Below are 18,095 nucleotides of genomic sequence, written 5' to 3' on the forward strand. Positions count from 1 at the left end.
CTATTCAATCAATAGCTACTTGCGCAATATCTACGGGTGCTAGAGGCCTGAATCGCTATGAGACTGCTGCTGGTGGAAGACGATGTGATGGTGGCCAGCGGCATCAAGCTGGGTCTGTCGGATGCCGGTTATGCAGTGGACTGGGTGGGCAGCGCCGAGCGCGCGCTGGAGGTCACCCAGGCCGAATCGTTTGACGTGGCCGTGGTCGACATCGGCCTGCCGCTCATGGACGGCCTGGCGCTTACCCAGGCGCTGCGCAAAAACGGCCACAGCATGCCGGTGCTGATCCTCACCGCGCGCGACGCGCTGCAAGACCGCGTGCAGGGGCTGGACCAGGGCGCCGACGACTATATGGTCAAGCCCTTTGAATTGCCAGAATTGCTGGCTCGCCTGCGCGCTCTGCTGCGCCGCTCCCAGGCCGCTACCTCGGCCACGCTGAGTTTTGGCCCATTGGAACTGGACACCGCCCAGCGTCAGGCCTGCATCCGCACCGCTGCTGGCAGTCAGCCCATCGAGTTGGGCCCGCGCGAATGGACGGTGATGGAGTACCTGCTGCTGCAGGCCCCCAAGCCTGCCAACAAGGACAAGCTGCTGCAGGCCCTGACCGGCTGGGACAAGGAGATCACGCCCAACGCGGTGGAGGTCTACATCTCGCGCCTGCGCGGCAAGCTGGAGCCGCACGGCATTGCGCTGCGCTCCATCCGCGGCTTTGGCTACCGGCTGGAATTGCTGGGCACGTGAACGGACCCGGATGACCAGCGGCATGTCCTCCGGTCTGCAGCGTCGCCTGCTGCTGCTCTTGCTATTGCCCTTGCTGCTACTGGCCGCGCTCAACACCTGGTTTGACTTCCGTTCGGCCGATGGCGCCGCGCTGCAACAGGACCGCCAGTTGCTCAACCTGGTGCCGTTGATGGCCGATTCGGTGGTGGCGCGCGGAGACACCGAAACGGCGCCCCCTGTGCTGCTGATGGCCCCGCCAGTCGACGAGTTTCTCAGCGTGCGGCAGGGCATGTCGGCCTTTGCCGTTGTGAGCCTGGACGGTCATGTGCTGGTGGGGGACGACTGGCTCACCGGCCTGCCGCCGACCACCAAGGAGGCGGAGTTCTCCAGCGAAGAGCACGAGGGCGTGACTTACCGCATCGTCAGCCAGCGCGTGCGGACTGTGGCCGGGGAGCTGGTGGTGCGGTTGGCCGATGGCTCTGACCCGCGCCAGCAGTGGCTGCGGCTGCTGGCGCTCAAGGTGCTGTTGCCCAATCTGGTGCTGGCCATGGCGGGGTTTTTCGCCGTCAACTGGGCGGTGCGCACTGCGCTGCGCCCGCTGCTGGAGCTCAGGGATGCCGTGGAGCGCCGCTCTCCGCGCGACCTGTCTGCGCTGGACCCCGATGCGTCGCCCGACGAGGTGCGGCCCCTGGTGCTGTCGCTGAACCGCTTGTTCGGTTTGGTCAATGCCCAAGCCGAGAGCCAGGCCCGCTTTGTCGCCGACGCGGCCCACCAGTTGCGCACACCGCTGGCCGGCCTGCAGGCCCAGGTGGAAGCTTGGGCACAGGCCGTCAGCGGCGCAAAAAATATACAAAATGGCTCGCTAGCCCCCGCCAATACTTCGCCAGCCACTATTACTTTAGGAGCGGACCAGGTGCTGCGTTTGCGCCATGCGGCACGCCGCACGTCGCAGCTGGCGAACCAGCTGCTGGCACTTTCACGGGCGGACTCGCGCAGCGCGCAGGGGCAGCCCATGCAGCGTGTAGACCTCAAGCAGCTGTGCGAAGTGGTGCTCGAAGTCCAGCTCGAGGCCGCCATGCGCAAGGACATCGACTTTGGCCTGGACGTGGCCCCGGCCCATGTGACAGGCCAGGAATGGTTGCTACGCGAACTGCTGGTCAATCTGGTGGACAACGCGCTGAAGTACACGCCTGCGGGTGGCCGCGTTACGCTGCGCTGCGGCATGCGTGCCGCAGCGCCCGACGCCGCTCCTCAGCCGTTTTTAGAGGTGGAAGACGATGGACCGGGCATCCCTGTGGCCGAGCGGCGCCGCGTATTGGAGCGCTTCTACCGCGTGCCTGGCACCGCCGTGGAGGGCAATGGGCTGGGCCTGGCAATTGCCGACGAAATCTCCCGGGTGCACCGCAGCGCGCTGCAGCTGGGCAGTGGGGCTGCGGGGCGTGGTTTGCGGGTGTGGCTGAGCCTGCCGGCCTAACCTTGCAGCTCCCCAGCGCTGTGCGAGAATGATTCGACCCAACCGCCTGACCCACCATGCCCGACGCATTTGCACCCTCTGCCGACACTGCCCACGCTGCAGATACCGAGCACCAGAGCACGGGCCGCAAGCGTCCCAAGCCGGGTGAGCGTCGGGTGCAAATATTGCAGACCCTGGCCAGCATGCTGGAGCAGCCCGGTGGCGAACGCATCACCACCGCAGCCTTGGCTGCCCGGCTGGACGTCAGCGAAGCCGCGCTGTATCGCCATTTCGCCAGCAAGGCGCAGATGTTCGAGGGCCTCATTGATTTCATCGAAGGCACGGTGTTCTCGCTGATCACCCAGATCGTGGAGCGCGAACCCCAAGCCGCTGACGGCAGCAATGCAGGCGCACGCCAAGCCGCGCGCATTGCCACCATGCTGGTGCAGTTTGCCGAGAAGAACCCTGGCATGGCCCGCGTCATGGTGGGCGATGCCCTCGTGCTGGAAAACGAGCGTCTGCAGCAGCGCATGAACCAGCTGTTTGACAAGGTGGAATCCGCGCTCAAGCAATGTCTGCGCGACAGCGCCAACACCCAAGCCTCGGCCACCCCCACCGTAGACGCCCAGGTGCGTGCCGCCGCCGTCACGGCCTTTGTGGCCGGCCGCCTGCAGCGCTACGCGCGCTCAGGTTTCAAGCGCTTGCCCTCCGAGCACCTGGAGCCTGCGCTGCAAGTCATGCTCGGGTAAACCCGTAGTCTCGCTAGGAGAAGCCCTCTAGAACACCGGGGTTATGGGGGCGGGTGGTGGAAATGTTGCAAAATAGCACGATCGTTCTATTTTGTGGTCTGCCTATCCATGTCTTCCGTGTCGGTTCCCAGCAAGCCCCGCAGTGTCTCCGACACGATGGCCAAGCGCGCGCCCTCCAAGCGTGCGATGCAAAAAGGCCAGCAAACCAAAGCCGCTATCGTCGAGGCTGCCCTGGGTCTTGCCACACAAATTGGCCTGGAAGGCCTGAGCATTGGGGTGCTGGCCGAGGTCACGCAGATGAGCAAGTCCGGCGTGTTCGCCCACTTTGGCTCGCGCGAGGAACTGCAGATCTCCGTCATCCGGGAATACTTCGGCCGCTTTGAGCAAGAAGTGTTCTATCCCGCGCTGCATGCCGAACGCGGCCTGCCCCGGGTGGAGGCGCTGTTTCACAACTGGATGAAGCGCGTGGCCGTGGAAATCCAGTCGGGCTGCATCTTTATCAGCGGCGCCGTCGAGTTTGATGACCGGCCCGGCCCCGTGCGCGACGCACTGGCCACGTCGGTGCAGACCTGGCTCAGCGCCCTGTACCGTGCCGTGGTGCTGGCCAAGCAGTGCGGCCACCTGCAGGCCGATGCGGACGAACACCAGATGGCCTTTGAGATCCATGGGCTGATCCTCGCGTTGCACTACGAGGCCCGTTTCCTCAAAAACCCTGGTTCCATCGAACGCGCCAACCGGGGCTTCGCCAACATCCTCGCGCGCTACGGCGCCCACCCCGTTTAATCCCGATTTTTGTCAGTTACCCAAGGAGAAAGCACCATGCCAACTTACACCCCTCCACTGCGCGACATGCAGTTTGTGATGCACGAAGTGCTCAACGTCGTTGATGAATTGAAGCAGATCCCTCAGCATGCAGATATCGACCCAGACACTATCAATGCGGTGCTGGAAGAAGGCGGCAAGTTCGCCTCGGAAGTGATTTTCCCGCTGAACATTTCGGGCGATGCCGAAGGCTGCACGCTGGATGCCAAGACCCACGCGGTGACCACGCCCAAGGGTTTCAAGGAAGCCTACAAGACCTATATCGACGGTGGTTGGGCGGCGCTGGGCTGCGACCCCGCGTTTGGCGGTCAGGGTCTGCCCTTGGTGGTCAACGGCATGTTTTACGAAATGCTCAACAGCGCCAACCAGGCCTGGACCATGTACCCCGGCCTGACGCATGGCGCCTACCACGCCCTGCATACGCACGGCACCGAAGAGCAAAAGCAGACCTACCTGCACAAGATGACCAGCGGCGAGTGGACCGGCACCATGTGCCTGACCGAACCCCATTGCGGTACCGACCTGGGCCTGATGCGCACCAAGGCCGAGCCCCAGGCCGATGGCACCTACAAGATCACCGGCAACAAGATCTTCATCAGTGCCGGTGAGCACGACATGGCCGACAACATCATCCACCTGGTGCTGGCCCGCCTGCCCGACGCGCCTCCCGGCATCAAGGGTGTCAGCCTGTTTATCGTGCCCAAGTTCAATGTGAACAAGGACGGCTCCTTGGGTTCGCGTAACGGCATCTACTGTGGTGGTCTGGAACACAAGATGGGCATCAAGTCCAATGCGACGGCACAGATCGTCATGGAAGATGCCATCGGCACCATGGTCGGCCAGCCCAACAAGGGCATGCAGGGCATGTTTGTGATGATGAACTCCGCACGTCTGGGCGTGGGCAACCAGTCCCTGGGCCTGACCGAAGTGGCGTACCAGAACGCCCTGGCCTACGCCAAGGACCGCATCCAGATGCGATCGCTGACCGGCCCCAAGGCCAAGGACAAGCCCGCCGACCCCATCATCGTGCACCCCGATGTGCGCAAGATGTTGCTCACTGCCAAGGCCTATGCCGAAGGCGGCCGCATGCTGCAGGCGTACTGCGCCATGCTGCTGGAAAAAGAGCACGGCCATCCCGATGAGAAGGTGCGCAAGGACTCCGGCGAGCTGGTGGCCATGTTGACCCCCATCGCCAAAGCCTTTCTGACCGACAACGGCCACATCTCCACCAACGCCTGCATGCAGGTGTTTGGCGGCCACGGCTTCATCAAGGAATGGGGCATGGAGCAGTTCGTGCGCGACAACCGCATTAACATGATCTATGAAGGCACCAACACTATCCAGTCGCTGGATCTGCTGGGTCGCAAGATTCTGGGCAACAACGGCGCCACGCTGAAGAAGTTCGGCAAGCTGATCGGCAAGTTGGTGGAAGAAGAAGGCACCAACGAAAAGATGTCCGAGTTCATCACGCCGATCGCCATTTTGGGCGACCAGATGACCAAGTTCACCACCGAAATCGGCTTCAAGGGTTTCCAGAACCCCGACGAAGTGGGCGCTGCGGCGGTGGACTACCTGCGCGTGGCCGGTCACCTGGTGTTTGGTTACTTCTTTGCCCGCATGGCCCAAGTGGCATTGCGCGAAATCACATCCGGCAACACCGACCCCTTCTACACGGCCAAGTTGCAAACCGCACGCTTCTACTTTGCCAAGCTGTTCCCCGAGACCGCAACGCTGATGCGCACAGCGCGCGCCGGTTCCAAGGTGCTAATGGACACCGACGCCGTGTTCGCCTGAACCGCGCTGCTTCACAACCCCGCCCGCAACACAAGGAGACAACAATGATTCGAGCAATAGCGGTGGCAGCCCTGGGTCTGAGTGCTGTATCAGCCATGGCCCAGATGACCCCTGTGGGGTTGTGGAGAACGATTGACGACAAGGACGGCTCGGCCAAGTCCGAGATCCGCATTGTGGAGAACAACGGCGTGATCTCCGGCACCATTGAGAAGGTGCTGGACCCCAAGGCCAAGCCCGATGAAAAGTGCGTCGAGTGCAAGGACGACCGCAAGGACCAGCCCATGGTGGGGCTGGAGCTCATTCGCGGCTTGAAGAAGGCTGACGGCAAAGACGTGTGGGAAGGCGGCACCATCGTGGAGCCCACTACCGGCAAGGTCTACCGCATGACGATGACGCCCATCGACGGCGGCAAGAGGATTGAAATGCGCGGTTACATCGCCTTCTTCTACCGCACCCAAACCTGGATTCGCGTCCAGTAACCCCTTTCAGGAATTTCTATGTCCCGCTTCCAAGTAAAAAAAGTCGCCGTCCTCGGCGCAGGCGTGATGGGCGCGCAAATCGCGGCCCACCTCGTCAACGTGAAGGTGCCTGTGGTGCTGTTCGACCTGCCTGCCAAGGAAGGCCCCAAGAACGGCATCGTCACCAAAGCCATCGACAACCTCAAGAAGCTCAAGCCCGCACCCCTGGGTGTGGCCGACGATGCAGCGCTGATTGGCCAAGCCAACTACGAAGAGCATCTGGAGCAGCTGCGCGAGTGCGACCTCATCATCGAGGCCATCGCCGAGCGCATGGACTGGAAGCTGGACCTGTACAAGAAGATCGCGCCCTTCATTGGCCCCAACACCATCGTGGCGTCCAACACCTCGGGCCTGTCGATTACCAAGCTGAGCGAAGCCTTGCCGGAGGAAATCAAGCCCCGCTTCTGCGGCATCCACTTCTTCAACCCCCCCCGCTACATGGCGCTGGTGGAGCTGATCAATACCCCCACCACCCAGGCGTCGTACCTGGACGCGCTGGAAGGCTTTGTCACCAGCAACCTGGGCAAGGGCGTGGTGCGTGCCAAGGACTCTCCCAACTTCATCGCCAACCGTGTCGGTATCGCTGGCATGTTGACGACCATGAAGGAAGTGGAAAACTTCGGCTTGACCTTTGACGTGGTTGATGACCTGACCGGCAAGAAGCTGGGCCGCGCGTCAAGCGGCACCTTCCGCACTGCCGACGTGGTGGGCCTGGACACCATGGCTCACGTGATCAAGACGCTGCAGGACACGCTCTCTATCGAGACCGACCCCTTCTACGAAAGCTTCGCCACCCCCACGGTGCTCAAGACTCTGCTGGAGATGGGCAACCTGGGCCAGAAGACCAAGGCCGGCTTCTTCAAGAAGGTGGGCCGTGATGTCTCGCGCTTCGACCTGGCCAACAAAGAGTACGTGCCCGCGGGCCAAAAGGCCGACGAGGTCTATGGCCGCATGCTCAAGAAGCCAGCCGCAGAGCGCCTGAAACTGCTGCGCAACGCCGAAGGCAAGGAAGGCCAGTTCCTCTGGGCCATCCTGCGCAACAGCTTCCACTATGCTGCCATCCACTTGGCCGCCATTGCCGACAACGCGCGCGATGTGGACTTCTGCATGCGCTGGGGCTTCGGCATGAAACAGGGCCCGTTCGAGCTCTGGCAAGAAGCCGGTTGGCTCGAAGTCGCCAAGATGGTGCAGGAAGACATCGATGCCGGCAAGGCGCTGTGCAAGGCCCCGCTGCCCGACTGGGTCTTCAAGGGCCCCGTGGCAGACGCCGGCGGTGTGCACACGCCAGCCGGTTCGTGGAACCCCAGCACCGGCACCTTTGTGCCCGTGCGCCAGCTGCCCGTGTACGAGCGCCAGCACTTCCCCGAGAGCGTGCTGGGTGCCAACGCCCCCAAGGCCGAGACCGCGGGCAAGACCGTTTTCGAGGATGAATCCATTCGCCTGTGGACGTTGGACGACGAAGTGCTCATCGCCAGCATTAAGACCAAGATGCACGCCATCGGTGGCGGTGTGATCGAAGGCCTGCTGCAGGCGCAGGAACTGGCCGAGAAGGACTACAAGGGCCTGGTGATCTGGTCGCCCGACGAGATGTTCTCTGCCGGTGCCGACCTGCAAGGCATGATGCCCGCCTTCATCATGGGCGGCGCCAAAGCCATCGAAGGCGCAGAGGCCGAGCTGCAAAACGCCATGCTCAAGCTGCGCTACTCCAACGTGCCCGTGGTCTCTGCCATTCGCGGTTTGGCCTTGGGCGGTGGCTGCGAGCTGGCGGTGTACTCCAGCAAGCGCGTGGCCGCGATGGAAAGCTACATTGGCCTGGTCGAAGTCGGCGTGGGCCTGGTGCCTGGTGCCGGCGGCCTGACCTACATCGCCCGCCGTGCCGCCGAAAACATGGCGCTGTCCACCTCCAAGGACGTCCTGCCCTTCCTCACCGAAGGCTTCACCGCCGCGGCCATGGCCAAGGTGGGCACCAGCGCACTGGAAAGCCGCAAGCTGGGCTACCTGCTGGACAGCGACATCGTGGTGCCGCACAAGGACGAGCTGCTGTTCGTCGCCATCAACGAGGCCAAGGCCCTGTTCACCGGCGGCTACCGCGCGCCGCACAAGCGCAGCTTCCCCGTGGCCGGTCGCAGCGGCATTGCCACCATCCGCGCCCAGCTGGTCAATATGCGTGACGGTGGTTTCATCAGTGCGCACGATTTCCACATCGGCCTGCTGATTGCCGAAGTGGTCTGCGGTGGCCAGGTGGATGCGGGTACGTTGGTGACCGAGGAATACCTGATGGCCATGGAGCGCAAAGCCTTCTGCGGCTTGCTGACCCACCCCAAGACGCAAGAACGCATCATGGGCATGATGTCCACGGGCAAACCGGTGCGTAACTGACATGGCCCAGCCCAACCGCCTTGCCCGTTCGGTCGCCAAGCTGGACCGCGTGCCCGCTGCACTGCGCCCCTGGCTGCGCAATAAGGTCATGGGTCGCGCGGTGCCTTTCACGGGCACGGCGGGGCTGGATTTTGCGCACATGGCGCCTGAACGTGTGGAAATTGCCGTGGCCAATGTGCGCCGCGTGCAGAACCACATCCAGGGCGTGCATGCTGCGGCCATGGCGCTGCTGGCCGAAACGGCCACCGGCATGGTGGTGGGCATGAATGTGCGTGACGACTGCCTGCCCCTGGCCAAGACCATGCGCATCGACTTCAAACGCCGTGCCCAGGGCGCCATGCGCGCCGTGGCCACGCTGTCCGACGCGCAGCGCCTGCAGATGCAGCAAAGCGACAAGGGCGAAGTCAGCGTGCCCGTGCAGGTCAGCGACGAATCGGGCGAGCAGCCCATCCAATGTGAATTCATCTGGGCGTGGATACCCACCCCCAAAAAATAAGGAGTTTCCCCATGAAACAAGTCCAAGACGCCTACATCGTTGCCGCCACGCGCACGCCCATCGGGCGCTCCGGCCGCGGCTACTTCCGCAACACCCGCCCCGATGAACTGCTGGTTGCTGCCCTCAAGAGCGCCATGCTGCAAGTCCCCACGCTGGACCCCAAAGCCATTGAAGACGCCATCATTGGCTGCTCTTTCCCCGAAGGCGAGCAGGGCATGAACATGGCCCGCGTGGCCGTGGGCCTGGCCTTTGACCACCCTGTCGGCGGCATCACCGTCAACCGCTTTTGCGCTTCCGGTATCTCTGCCATCCAGATGGCGGCCGACCGCATCCGCGTGGGCGAGGCCGATGTGCTGATCGCTGGCGGCGCCGAATCCATGAGCATGGTGCCCATGGGCGGCAACAAGCCCTCGTTCAACCCCGCCATCTTCGAGCGTGACGAGAACGTCGGTATCGCCTACGGCATGGGCCTGACTGCGGAGAAGGTGGCCCAGCAATGGAAGGTGACGCGCGAGATGCAAGACGCCTTCGCGCTGGAATCCCATCTGCGTGCCATCAAGGCCCAGCAGGCCGGTGAATTCACCAACGAAATCACACCCATCGACGTCATCGAGCGCACGCCCGACCTGGCGACGGGTGAAGTGCGTACCAAGACTCGTACCGTGAACCTGGACGAAGGCCCGCGCCCGGACACCTCACTCGAAGGCCTGGCCAAGCTCAAGCCCGTGTTCGCAGCACGCGGTAGCGTCACCGCCGGCAACAGCTCGCAGACCAGCGATGGCGCCGGCGCGCTGATCCTGGCCAGCGAAAAGGCCGTCAAGCAATTTGGCCTGACACCGCTGGCCCGCTTTGTGAGCTTTGCAGCACGCGGCGTGCCGCCCGAAATCATGGGCATTGGCCCCATCGAGGCGATCCCTGCGGCCTTGCGCTACGCGGGTCTGCAGCATAGCGATATTGACTGGTTTGAGTTGAACGAAGCCTTCGCGGCCCAGTCGCTCGCCGTCATTAACACCTTGGGCCTGGATGCCTCCAAGGTCAACCCCATGGGCGGCGCCATCGCGCTGGGCCACCCACTGGGCGCCACCGGTGCCATCCGTGCCGCGACCGTCATCCACGCACTGCGCCGCCACAACCTGAAGTACGGCATGGTGACCATGTGCGTAGGCACCGGGCAGGGAGCAGCCGGGATTTTTGAACGCGTCTGATACGTCGCGCCACAAGGCCACCGCGGGTGGCCTTTTTTATTCTTTCAGAGGAGACCACGATGGCCACGATTGCTTCTGTCCCCCAAACCCTTCTGACGGCCGATGGCACGCCGCTATCGCTGCGCACTTACGCGGCCCAGGGCGCCGCGCGTGGCAGCGTGGTCATTGGCGGCGCCATGGGCGTGCGCCAGGACTACTACGCACCCTTTGCCCAGTGGCTGGCAGCCCAGGGCTGGCAGGTGACCAGTTTTGACTACCGTGGCATGGGCGACTCTTTGCCCGCGGGCGGGCTCAAGGGCTTTAGCGCCGACCTGTATGACTGGGCGCGTGATTACGAAGCCGTGATCGACCACGCCAAGGCTAGCCTGCCAGCACAGCCTCTGTACCTGCTGGGCCACAGCCTGGGCGCGCAATTGCCCGGCCTGCTGCGCAATGCACATCTGGTGAATGGCCTGCTCAGCGTGGCGGCGGGCAGCGGCTACTGGCGCGAGAACGCGCCCCAGCTCAAGCGCATCGTTCCCTACTTCTGGTTCATCCTGGTGCCGTTGGCCACGCGGCTGTTTGGTTACTTTCCAGGTAAGCGCCTGCGCAAGGTGGGGGACCTACCCAAGGGCGTGATCCTGCAGTGGCGCAAGTGGTGCCTGAATCCGCGCTACAGCGTCGGTGCCGAAGGCAGTGCTGCGCAACAAAGCTACGCCCAGGTGCAGTTCCCGGTGGTGGCGCTGTCCATCACAGACGACGAACTCATGACCCTGCGCGGAACGCACAGTCTGATCAACCTGTACGCCAATGCTCCACGCGAGGTGCACCGCATCGCGCCTGCGGACCTCTCCGTGCGTCGCCTGGGCCATTTCGGCCCGTTTCGCGTAGAGCACCAGTCCCTGCTGTGGCCGCGCCTGGAGCAATGGCTCAGCGGATTTGCATCCACCGCAGCCCCCCTGGCCGCGCCCGTATGAATACCCATCCGTTTGACGAAGCTGTTGCCCTTCAGCGCCAGCCCGATGGCAGCTGGTTAGGCCACACCCATCCGGCCTACGCCAATATGGTGGGGCCATTTGGTGGCATCACCGCAGCCCAGGCTTTGAGCGCAGTGCTGCGCCATCCGGATCGCCTGGGCGATCCGATCTCGCTGACCGTGAACTTTTGCGCCGCGGTGGCCGATGGCCATTTTGTCGTGCAGGCACGCCCGGCGCGGACCAATCGGTCCACCCAGCACTGGGTCATCGAGATGCAGCAGGACGGCCAGGCCGTGATGACGGCAACGGCAGTGACCGCCGTGCGCCGCGAGACCTGGGGCCTGGACGACGAACCCATGCCCGTCTGCCCACCGCCCGAAGACGTGCCCTTGCCCACGGTGCGCGCGCCCATGGAGTTCGTGCGGCGCTTCGAGTCGCGCCCCATCGTGGGTGGCCTGCCCGAGGTATGGGACGGCGGTGGTGACACCAGCCTGTCCCAGCTCTGGGTGCGTGACCAACCGCCACGTCCGCTGGACTTCGCCTCGCTGGCTTCCATCTCCGACATCTTCTTTCCGCGCGTGTTCATCCGCCGCGCCACCCATGTGCCGGCAGGCACGGTGTCCATGACCGTGTACTTCCATGTCAGCGCCGAGCAACTCGCGCAGACTGGCAGTGGCTACTTGCTGGGCCAGGCGCGGGCGCAGGCGTTTCGCAACGGTTTTTTTGACCAGAGCAGCCAGCTCTGGAACCAGGCCGGTGTGCTGCTGGTGACCACGCACCAGATCGTTTACTACAAACAGTGATCCAATCGCGTATTTCTTTCCACAGAGACCGACCATGCAAGACATCCTGATCGACACCGCCGACGGCATTACCACCATCACCCTGAACCGGGTGGACAAGAAAAATTCCTTCACCCAGGCCATGTACGCCACTTGTGCCGATGCCCTGGACACTGCGCGCGACGACGCGGCGGTGCGTGTGGTGGTGTTCCAGGGCGATGTCACGGTGTTCAGCGCGGGCAATGACATTGGCGACTTCCTCAGCGCCACGCCCAAGTCGAACGATGCGCCGGTGTTCCGCTTCCTGCGCGCCCTGGCTGCCTTTCCCAAGCCCATCGTGGCGGCTGTCTGCGGCCCGGCCGTGGGCATCGGTACCACCATGCTGTTCCATTGCGACCTGGTCTACGCGGGCGATAACGCCGCTTTCTCCATGCCCTTTGTGAACCTGGGTCTGTGCCCCGAGGCAGCCTCCAGCCTGCTGGTGCCACAGATGCTGGGCTACCACCGGGCAGCCGAAGCCCTGCTCATGGGTGAACCCTTCATGGCCGAGGCCGCGCTCGAGGTAGGCCTGGCCAACCGCGTGGTGCCACCCACCGAAGCCAATGGCATTGCCCAGGCCCAGGCTCGCAAGCTGGCCGCCAAGCCTCTGGCTTCGCTGGTAGAAACCAAACGCCTGCTCAAGAAGGGCCAGATGGCCCAGGTGCTGGAGCGCATTGACGAAGAAGCGGTGAGTTTTGGGCGCATGTTGCAGGCCCCAGCCGCCAAAGAGGCGTTCTCGGCCTTCATGGAAAAGCGCAAGCCAGACTTCAGCAAGGTCTGATGTCTGCATAAAATAGGCCTCTAGCTCCCGCAGATATTACACAATTAGCTATTAAAAAGAGAGCAAACCCCCATTATTTTCGCCAAGCAATTGCTTGCTAAAAATAACAAGGCTTGGTAAGGTCGAGGGCATGACGCCTTCCGATCTTGTTGTGACTGATATCGACGCCCCCAAGCGCCCGCGTGGTCGGCCCCGCAAAACCGAGGACGAACGCGACGATGGCAACCGCCGCCACGAGTTGCTGAAGGCCGCGGCGCAGCTGTTTCGCCGCAAGGGGTTTGCGGCCACCACCACGCGCGACATCGCGGCCGCCGCTGGCATGCAGAGCGGCTCGCCGTTCTACCACTTCAAAAGCAAGGACGCGCTGCTGTTCGCCGTGATGGAGGAGGGCATGCACACCGCGTTGGCCAACCAGCACGCCGCCCTCAGCCAGCCCGGCTACGCCGAACTGCCACCGGCCGCGCAGCTGACCGCGCTGGTGCATACGCATTTTGCGGGGCTGCTGGGGCCGGGCAATGATTTCGTGCCGGTGATGCTGTACGAATGGCGCTCGCTCAACAGCCGCCAGCGCAAGCTGCTCGCCAAGCTCATTGCTGACTACGAAGCCCTGTGGATGCCGGTGCTGGAAGCCCTGCATGCCAAAGGCCAGCTGAAGGCGCCAGTGAAGCTGGCGCGCCTGCTCATGCTGGGCGCGCTCAACTGGTCGGTACAGTGGTTTGATGCGAAGAAGGGGGCGTCCGTGGAGGAGCTAGGTGACGCCGCCGTGGCCTTGTTTCTGAAGGAGTCCTGATGTCTTACGGTTCCGTGTTTGCGCCTGGTTTGTTCGCGGGCAAGGTGGTAGTGGTCACCGGAGGCGGCTCCGGCATTGGCCGTTGCGTGGCGCATGAGCTGGCGGCCCTGGGGGCCACGGTCGCGCTGATAGGCCGCAAGCCCGAGAAGCTGGCGAAGGTGGCGGCTGAGATTGCCGAAGACGGTGGCCAGACCAGCGAGCATGTGTGCGACATCCGGCAGGAAGAGGCGGTGCAGCAAACGGTGGCCGCCATCGTGGCCCAGCACGGGCGCATCGACGGCCTGGTGAACAACGCCGGCGGCCAGTACATGACGCCGTTGGAAGCCATCAGCGCCAAGGGCTGGGAGGCGGTGATCAACACCAACCTGACTGGCGGTTTTCTGATGGCGCGCGAGTGCTTCAGCCAGAGCATGAACAAGCAAGGTGGCGCCATCGTCAACATCGTGGCCGACATGTGGGGCTCCATGCCCGGCATGGGCCACAGCGGCGCGGCGCGCGCGGGCATGGTCAGCTTTACCGAAACCGCAGCCACCGAATGGGCGGGCCGCGGCGTGCGTGTGAATGCGGTGGCGCCGGGCTACATCGCTTCCAGCGGCATGGACCATTACCCCGCAGAGATGGGCCCCATGCTGCGCGAGATGGCGAAGACCGTACCGCTGGGCCGCTTTGGCACCGAAGCAGAGACCGCCGCTGGCATCGTGTTTTTACTGAGTCCCGCGGCCGCCTTTATCAGCGGCAGCACGCTGCGCATCGACGGTGCGCGGCCCCAGGTGCGCATGGGCTGGCCCATGCGCGTGGCCGACGAGAAAGCCCAGGCGCGCGATGCCATCAAACCCTTCAACGGTTTTCATCGCGCACAGACGCCCAAGGTTTTTTCCAAGTAATTGCCCACCACCACCTGCGGGAGCCCGGCATGCAGTTCACTCACGAACACCAGGAAATCCAGAAGACCCTCAAGCGCTTCATCGACGCCGAGATCAACCCGCATGTGGAGGAATGGGAGGCGGCAGAAATGTTCCCGGCCCACGCCATCTTCAAGAAGCTGGGCAACCTGGGCTTGCTGGGGCTGACCAAGCCCGAGGCCTATGGTGGCGCGGGGCTGGACTATTCCTATGGCCTGGCCATGGCGGAGGCGCTGGGCCATATCGACTGCGGTGGCGTGCCCATGGCCATTGGCGTGCAAACCGATATGTGCACGCCAGCCCTGGCACGGTTTGGTAGCGAAGAGCTCAAGCGCGAGTTTCTGGTACCGGCCATTGCCGGCGACACCGTAGGCTGCATCGGTGTGAGCGAGCCCGGAGCAGGCAGCGATGTGTCGGCGATCACCAGCCGCGCGCGCAAGGACGGTGACGACTATGTGATCACGGGCCAGAAAATGTGGATCACCAACAGCCTGCAGGCCAACTGGATGTGTATGTTGGTCAACACGGGAGACGGGCCCGCCCACAAGAACAAAAGTCTGGTGATGGTGCCATTGCGCGAAAACGGCAAGCTGCGCAAGGGTATTGAGGTGGCGCAGAAGATCAAGAAAATCGGCATGCACAGCAGCGACACCGGCCTGCTGTACTTTGACCAAGTGCGCGTGCCCCAGCGCAACCTGATTGGCCAGGAAGGCGCGGGCTTTGTGTACCAGATGCAGCAATTCCAGGAAGAGCGCCTGTGGTGCGCGGCCAGCTGCCTGCAGGCCCTGAACAACTGCATTGACTGGACGGTGGAGTGGGCGCAGGAACGCAAGATGTTTGGCAATACGCTGGCTGACCAGCAGTGGGTGCAGTTTCGCCTTGCCGAAATGAAGACCGAGGTGGAAAGCCTGCGCGCGCTGACCTACCGCGCCTGCGAACTCTACGTGAGTGGGCAGGAAGTGCTGGAGCTGGCTTCCATGGCCAAGCTCAAGGCGGGGCGCCTGGGGCGGCTGATCCCCGATGGATGTCTGCAGTTCTGGGGTGGCATGGGCTACACCTGGGAAAACAAGGTCGCGCGCATGTTCCGGGACAGCCGTCTGGGCTCTATCGGCGGTGGGGCCGATGAAGTGATGATGGGCATCATCGCCAAGACCATGGGTGTGGCCAAGCGGAGACCTGCATGAGCGCAGCGCGGGAGGCGCACCTGGAGGTCGGGCCCGAAGACATTGCCGCGGTGGAAGACGCCGCTCGCCGCTTCATCCGCACCGAGGTGGCACCCTATCTGAATGACTGGGAAGAGGCGGGCGAGTTTCCGCGTGCACTCTACCGGCGCGCAGCCAATCTGGGCTGGCTGGGCCTGGGCTACCCCGAAGCGCTGGGCGGGACACCTGCACCCTGGGCCCTGCGCAATGCGCTCACCGTCGCGCTGGCTCGCACGGGCGGCAGTGGCGGTCTCATGGCCAGTCTGTTCAGCCATAACATTGGCTTGCCGCCGGTATTGCGCCACGGTTCAGCCTCTTTGCAGCAACAGGTGGTTCCCGATGTGTTGGCTGGCAACAAGATTGCTGCACTGGCCATCACCGAACCCGGCGGCGGAACCGATGTGTCGGCCCTGAGGACCACGGCGCGCCGGGATGGCGACGACTATGTGGTGGACGGGGAGAAAGTCTTCATCACCTCCGGCATGCGCGCTGACTGGATCACGGTGGCGGTGCGCACGGATCTGCAGAACAAAGGGCCCATGGGCATCTCCATGCTCATGGTGCCGGGCGATGCAGTGGGCCTCTCGCGCAGCCCACTGAAGAAGATGGGCTGGCTGTGCTCCGACACGGCCCACCTGCGCTTTGACGGTGTGCGTGTACCGGCCTGCAACTTGGTGGGGGAGGAGGGCGCGGGTTTCAAGATCATCCTGACGAACTTCAATGGCGAGCGTCTCTCCATGTCCGCCATGGCACTGGGCTTTGCCGAATGCTGTTACGACGAGGCCCTGGCCTGGGCCCAGCAGCGCAAGACCTTTGGAACCGCACTCATCGACCACCAGGTGATACGTCACAAACTCATGGACATGAAGATGCGCATCGAGTCCACACGCGCTTGGCTGCATACCGTGGCAGCGCGCGCCGATGCGGGCGACCGCGGTGAAAAATCCGCCAAGGGCGCCGAGTGGGTGGCGCAGGTGTGCCTTCTGAAAAACCACGCCACACAGACCATGCAGTTCTGCGCCGACCAGGGTGTACAGATTCTGGGCGGCATGGGCTTCATGCGTGGCACCGCGTGCGAACGCATCTACCGCGAGGTCAAGGTCATGATGATTGGCGGCGGTGCCGAAGAGATCATGAAAGAGTTGGCCAGCCGTCAGCTCGGCCTGTGAGAGTGCCCCATGCCTAAAACCCCTGTGCCCGCCACCTCCGTCGTCAGCCCTGAGACCTCGATGGTGTTTGAACCCGAATTCGTTGAGGGGCTGCGGCACATCTTTGAGCACAGCATTGCCTTCAACCAGGTATTGGGATTGAAGATTACCAGCATCACGCCCCAACGCGTGGTGGCGCACATCGCGATGAAACCCGAACTCGTGGGCCATTACAGTTTCAACCGTATCCATGGCGGGGTCATCAGCGCGGGGCTGGACGCCATGGGGGGCTTGGCCGTCATGGCCGCCATTGGCGCGCGCCACATGGATGAGGTACCTTTGCAGCGCCTGCACCGCTTCAGCAAGCTGGGCACGATTGATTTACGCGTGGACTATTTGCGGCCCGGCATAGGGGAGAGTTTCGAGTTGCGCGCCGAAGTCATGCGCCTGGGCTCACGCGTAGCCTCCACGCGTATGGAGTTCCTGGCGGCTGATGGCAAGCTGCTGTCTACCGGCGCGGCGGCCTACATCGTGTCCTGAGGCCGTATCGGTATGAATGAAAACGGGAGCCAGGGCCCCCGTTAACTTGCTGGTCGCGTGTGATCAGACGTGTTTGGCTTTGCGTCGGCGCACGATCGCACCCATGCAACCCAGGCCCGCCAGCAACAGGGCATAGGTTTCGGGCTCGGGCACCGCTGCTGTCAGCGTCAGGTTGTCCACACTCAGGTGGCTGCCGGTGTCGACCAGTTGCAGTCGCGCAATATTATTCCAGGTGCCAAAGTTCACAGTGCCGGTAACACTGGCATTGAGGTTGGTGGTGAACAGAACGTTGTTGGCGGTGTCGAAAGCTGTCAGGGCACCCACGGCGCCGTTGCTGGCAAAGCTGATGTCCAGGCTATTCAGGTTGAAGAGGCCGGACGCAAAGGTAAAGTTCACCGTATTGCCGGCAAAACCGGTGGGGTCCAGGTGCAGCTGTCCCGCAGAAGGCCACCCCCAAAAGCTTCCAGATGTTGGCGTTGCCGTGATGCCGTCTTCGGTGTAGCTGGCCAAAGAAGTAATGCTGCCCGTCAGGCCCGAAAACGTGTTGGTATTGGCCTGCGCGATCGATGCGGACAGCAAGGCGGCTGCGATGCCCGTTGCGGTAAAAAGTCTCTTTAGTTTCATTGTTCACTCCACTGGTTGAGAAGCAGGCGGATGTCTGCCTTGCAGGCATTCTGTTTTTGTGCACCAAGTCGGGGCAATAGCCCGTTTGGATTTAAAACAGTTTTCATGCCGTTGGAGAAACACGTGGTAACAAATGAGGCGATGGCCTGCGAGTGTTTGGGCTCTAAGGGGCTGTTCTATCGCGTGCTACTAACA

General features: G+C 63.1%; 18 protein-coding genes. 17 read left to right on the forward strand and 1 reads right to left on the reverse strand.

Translation table 11 applies throughout. The annotated features are described in order from the left end of the window. The first annotated feature begins 57 nt into the window (after positions 1-57). From AC07OE_RS11405 to AC07OE_RS11485, 17 genes are all read left to right on the forward strand, one after another. On the forward strand, positions 58-741 hold the full coding sequence (locus AC07OE_RS11405; RefSeq protein ID WP_495070681.1) for a response regulator: 684 nt from the start codon (positions 58-60) through the stop codon (positions 739-741). 22 nt (positions 742-763) lie between these two features. Beyond that, a complete protein-coding gene (locus AC07OE_RS11410; protein WP_495070682.1) occupies positions 764-2,194 on the forward strand; it encodes a sensor histidine kinase in 1,431 nt (476 codons plus the stop codon). A gap of 56 nt (positions 2,195-2,250) precedes the next feature. Then, positions 2,251-2,922: a nucleoid occlusion factor SlmA gene (gene slmA / locus AC07OE_RS11415; RefSeq protein WP_495070683.1), complete on the forward strand. Its 672-nt coding sequence runs from the start codon at positions 2,251-2,253 to the stop codon at positions 2,920-2,922. A gap of 108 nt (positions 2,923-3,030) precedes the next feature. Beyond that, a complete protein-coding gene (locus AC07OE_RS11420; protein WP_495070684.1) occupies positions 3,031-3,705 on the forward strand; it encodes a TetR/AcrR family transcriptional regulator in 675 nt (224 codons plus the stop codon). A gap of 36 nt (positions 3,706-3,741) precedes the next feature. Then, positions 3,742-5,538 carry an acyl-CoA dehydrogenase C-terminal domain-containing protein gene (locus AC07OE_RS11425; protein WP_495070685.1) on the forward strand — a complete coding sequence of 599 codons (1,797 nt, stop codon included), beginning with the start codon at positions 3,742-3,744 and terminating at the stop codon, positions 5,536-5,538. Between the two features lie 44 nt (positions 5,539-5,582). After that, complete coding sequence (locus tag AC07OE_RS11430; protein WP_495070686.1) at positions 5,583-6,017, forward strand: DUF2147 domain-containing protein; 435 nt, start codon at positions 5,583-5,585, stop codon at positions 6,015-6,017. 18 nt (positions 6,018-6,035) lie between these two features. Then, the gene (locus tag AC07OE_RS11435) at positions 6,036-8,435 is read left to right on the forward strand and encodes a 3-hydroxyacyl-CoA dehydrogenase/enoyl-CoA hydratase family protein (RefSeq protein ID WP_495070687.1); all 2,400 of its coding nucleotides are present in this window, start codon (positions 6,036-6,038) and stop codon (positions 8,433-8,435) included. Between the two features lies 1 nt (position 8,436). After that, positions 8,437-8,931 (forward strand): DUF4442 domain-containing protein, encoded by a 495-nt coding sequence (locus tag AC07OE_RS11440; RefSeq protein WP_495070688.1) that lies wholly within the window; start codon positions 8,437-8,439, stop codon positions 8,929-8,931. A gap of 11 nt (positions 8,932-8,942) precedes the next feature. Then, the gene (locus AC07OE_RS11445; RefSeq protein WP_495070689.1) at positions 8,943-10,136 is read left to right on the forward strand and encodes an acetyl-CoA C-acyltransferase; all 1,194 of its coding nucleotides are present in this window, start codon (positions 8,943-8,945) and stop codon (positions 10,134-10,136) included. A 59-nt stretch (positions 10,137-10,195) separates the two neighbouring features. Further along, on the forward strand, positions 10,196-11,092 hold the full coding sequence (locus AC07OE_RS11450) for an alpha/beta hydrolase family protein (protein ID WP_495070690.1): 897 nt from the start codon (positions 10,196-10,198) through the stop codon (positions 11,090-11,092). Further along, complete coding sequence (locus AC07OE_RS11455; RefSeq protein WP_495070691.1) at positions 11,089-11,895, forward strand: acyl-CoA thioesterase; 807 nt, start codon at positions 11,089-11,091, stop codon at positions 11,893-11,895. The genes AC07OE_RS11450 and AC07OE_RS11455 overlap by 4 nt, the downstream gene beginning before the upstream one ends. 34 nt (positions 11,896-11,929) lie before the next feature. Continuing rightward, a complete protein-coding gene (locus AC07OE_RS11460) occupies positions 11,930-12,694 on the forward strand; it encodes an enoyl-CoA hydratase (RefSeq protein WP_495070692.1) in 765 nt (254 codons plus the stop codon). Positions 12,695-12,824: 130 nt separating this feature from the next. Next, positions 12,825-13,484, forward strand: coding sequence for a TetR/AcrR family transcriptional regulator (locus AC07OE_RS11465; RefSeq protein WP_495070693.1), 660 nt, complete (start codon positions 12,825-12,827; stop codon positions 13,482-13,484). After that, the gene (locus tag AC07OE_RS11470) at positions 13,484-14,368 is read left to right on the forward strand and encodes an SDR family oxidoreductase (protein ID WP_495070694.1); all 885 of its coding nucleotides are present in this window, start codon (positions 13,484-13,486) and stop codon (positions 14,366-14,368) included. The genes AC07OE_RS11465 and AC07OE_RS11470 overlap by 1 nt, the downstream gene beginning before the upstream one ends. 29 nt (positions 14,369-14,397) lie before the next feature. Further along, entirely contained in the window at positions 14,398-15,570 is a 1,173-nt protein-coding gene (locus tag AC07OE_RS11475; RefSeq protein WP_495070695.1) for an acyl-CoA dehydrogenase family protein, read from the forward strand. Beyond that, on the forward strand, positions 15,567-16,757 hold the full coding sequence (locus AC07OE_RS11480; RefSeq protein ID WP_495070696.1) for an acyl-CoA dehydrogenase family protein: 1,191 nt from the start codon (positions 15,567-15,569) through the stop codon (positions 16,755-16,757). Before AC07OE_RS11475 ends, AC07OE_RS11480 begins: the two co-directional genes overlap by 4 nt. A 9-nt stretch (positions 16,758-16,766) precedes the next feature. Then, positions 16,767-17,276, forward strand: a complete 510-nt coding sequence (locus AC07OE_RS11485) for a thioesterase family protein (protein ID WP_495070697.1) — start codon at positions 16,767-16,769, stop codon at positions 17,274-17,276. 63 nt (positions 17,277-17,339) lie between these two features. On the opposite strand, the gene AC07OE_RS11490 is transcribed toward AC07OE_RS11485, so the two are convergent. Beyond that, complete coding sequence (locus AC07OE_RS11490; RefSeq protein ID WP_495070698.1) at positions 17,340-17,900, reverse strand: PEP-CTERM sorting domain-containing protein; 561 nt, start codon at positions 17,898-17,900, stop codon at positions 17,340-17,342. Between the last annotated feature and the right edge of the window lie 195 nt (positions 17,901-18,095).

It is taken from the genome of Rhodoferax sp. GW821-FHT09E07, from assembly GCF_059416145.1.